A 2,961-nucleotide genomic window follows, 5' to 3' on the forward strand; every position below is an offset into this window, starting at 1 on the left:
GGGCGGCACCAAGCCGGCCGCCCCGCGGCCCGGCAACAACCCCTTCACCTCCAAGCAGTCCGCGCCCCGCGCTGACGAGCGTGGCGGCGAACGCACCGGTGGCCCGCGCCCCGGTGGCCCCCGCCCCGGTGGCCCGCGTCCGGGCAACAACCCCTTCGCGCCCAAGCAGGGCATGCGCTCGGGACGCCCGGACGCCGGTGAGCGCCCCGGTGGTCCCCGTCCCGGCGGACCACGTCCGGCCGGTGCCGGCGCAGCCGCCGGTGGCCCGAAGCCGGGTGGCGCACGTCCCAGCCCGAACATGATGCCCGGCCACATCAACAAGCCGCAGCCCGCCTCCGCCCGTCCGGGTGGCGGCGGCCGTGGCCGTCCCGGTGGCGGACCCGGTGGCACCGGTCCCGCCGGTGGTGGCGGTGGCCCGCGTGGCGGCCGTGGCGGACGCGGTGGCACCCAGGGTGCCTTCGGCCGCGGAGGTCCCGGCGGTCGCAAGCAGCGCAAGTCGAAGCGCGCGAAGCGTCAGGAATTGGAGCAGAAGTCGGCACCGTCGGTCGGCGGCGTCTCCGTCCCGCGCGGTGACGGCACCACGCAGCTCCGCCTGCGCCGCGGCTCGTCCCTGAGTGACTTCGCCGAGAAGATCAATGCGGACCCGGCCTCGCTGGTGACCGTGCTCTTCCACCTGGGCGAGATGGCGAACGCCAACCAGTCCCTGGACGAGGAGACGTTCCGCGTGCTCGGGGAGGAGCTCGGCTACCAGATCGAGATCGTCTCCCCGGAGGACGAGGACAAGGAACTCCTGGAGGCCTTCGACATCGACCTGGATGCCGAGGAAGAGGCGGAGACCGAGGACGACCTCGAGAAGCGCCCGGCCGTCGTGACCGTCATGGGCCACGTGGACCACGGCAAGACCCGGCTGCTGGACGCCATCCGCTCCACCAAGGTCATCGAGGGCGAGGCCGGCGGCATCACCCAGCACATCGGTGCCTACCAGGTGGACTTCCAGCACGGCGAGACGGATCGCAGCCTGACCTTCATCGACACCCCGGGCCACGAGGCGTTCACCGCCATGCGTGCCCGTGGTGCCAAGGTCACGGACATCGCGGTGCTCGTGGTGGCCGCTGATGACGGCGTCATGCCGCAGACCGTCGAGGCGTTGAACCACGCCAAGGCGGCGGACGTGCCGATCGTGGTCGCGGTCAACAAGATCGACAAGCCCGACGCCTCCCCGGAGAAGATCCGCGGTCAGCTCGCCGAATACGGCCTGGTCCCCGAGGAGTATGGCGGCGACACGATGTTCGTGGACGTCTCCGCCCGGAACAACCTCAACATCGAGGAACTGCTCTCGGCCATCCTGCTCACCGCGGATGCCGCGCTGGAGCTCACCGCCAACCCGAACAAGGGGGCCCGCGGTGTGGCCATCGAGGCGAACCTGGACAAGGGCCGCGGCGCCGTCGTCACGGTGCTCGTGCAGTCCGGCACGCTCCGCGTCGGGGACACCATGGTGGTGGGCCACGGCCACGGCCGCGTCCGCGCCATGTTCGACGACGACGGCACCACCGTGACCGAGGCGCCGCCGTCGCGTCCGGTCCAGGTGCTGGGCCTGTCCTCGGTGCCGCGCGCCGGCGACACCTTCCTGGTCACCGAGGACGACCGCACCGCGCGCCAGATCGCCGAGAAGCGCGAGGCCGCGGATCGCAACGCCATGCTGGCCAAGCGCCGCAAGCGGATCTCCCTGGAGAACTTCGACCAGGCCGTGGCCGAGGGCAAGATCGACACCCTCAACCTGATCATCAAGGGCGACGCCTCCGGCGCCGTGGAGGCCCTTGAGGACTCCCTGCTCGAGATCGAGGTCGGTGCCGAGGTGCAGCTGCGCGTCATCCACCGTGGCGTGGGCGCCATCACCCAGAACGACGTCAACCTGGCCACCGTGGACAACGCCATCATCATCGGCTTCAACGTCCGCCCGGCTGAGCGCGTGACCGATCTGGCCGACAAGGAGGGCGTGGACATGCGCTTCTACTCGGTGATCTATGACGCGCTCGACGACATCGAGAGCGCGCTCAAGGGCATGCTCAAGCCGGAGTACGAAGAGGTCCAGCTGGGTACCGCGGAGGTCCGCGAGGTCTTCCGGTCCTCCAAGTGGGGCAGCATCGCCGGCTCGCTGGTCCGTTCCGGGCTCATCCGCCGCAACGCCTCGGCCCGCCTCGTGCGGGACGGCAACGTCGTGGCGGACAAGCTCAAGATCGAGTCGCTGCGCCGGTTCAAGGACGATGCCACCGAGGTCCGCGAGGGCTACGAGTGCGGTATCGGCCTGGGCAGCTTCAATGACATCAAGGACGGGGACATCATCGAGACCTTCGAGATGCAGGAGAAGCCGCGCGTCTGAGTGACGCCGGCCGATCCCCCCAAGGAGAAAGGACGGTCCCATGGTGGATCAGGCACGTGCGGCCCGGTTGGCCCAACGGATCAAGGTCCTGGTCGCCGAGGCCCTGCGCAAGCGGGTCAAGGACGACCGGGCCGAGGCCATCACCCTCACCGAGGTGCGGGTGACCAACGACCTCCAGCACGCCACCGTGTATTACACGGTGCTCGGTGATACCACGGCGGCGGAGGGGGCCCGCGAGGTCCTCGCGGCCCACCACGGGGTCATCCGGCATGAGGTCGGGCGTCAGCTGACCATCCGGCTGGTGCCGACCCTCGAGTTCGTGGCCGACGAGGTCCCGGAGGTCGCTGCGCACCTCGAGGAGGTGCTCGCGCAGGCCAAGGAGCGCGACGCCGAACTGGCCCGGTTGCGTGAGAACGCCTCCTTCGCCGGTGAGTCCGACCCGTACAAGAAGGACGGCGAGGACGGCGGGAACGAGGACGCGGCCCGTTGACCAGTTCTTCCAGGCAGTCCAGGGACCGGGAGCTGCCCGAGGGCGCTCCCGGCACCCCTGTCGACTTCGCCGCACTGGAGCTCGCGTTCGA

At 70.2% G+C, this 2,961-nt stretch carries 2 protein-coding genes; both read left to right on the top strand.

Annotation, left to right across the window (positions count from 1 at the left end; all coding sequences use genetic code 11):
- Positions 1-2,380, top strand: a 2,380-nt coding sequence (gene infB / locus RUH65_RS15605; RefSeq protein ID WP_313818565.1) for a translation initiation factor IF-2, incomplete at its 5' end; no start/stop codon positions are given.
- Positions 2,381-2,420: 40 nt separating this feature from the next.
- A complete protein-coding gene (rbfA, locus tag RUH65_RS15610) occupies positions 2,421-2,870 on the top strand; it encodes a 30S ribosome-binding factor RbfA (protein ID WP_313818566.1) in 450 nt (149 codons plus the stop codon).
- Positions 2,871-2,961 lie beyond the last annotated feature (91 nt).

This window comes from Citricoccus sp. (assembly GCF_032154715.1).
Taxonomy (GTDB): domain Bacteria; phylum Actinomycetota; class Actinomycetes; order Actinomycetales; family Micrococcaceae; genus Citricoccus.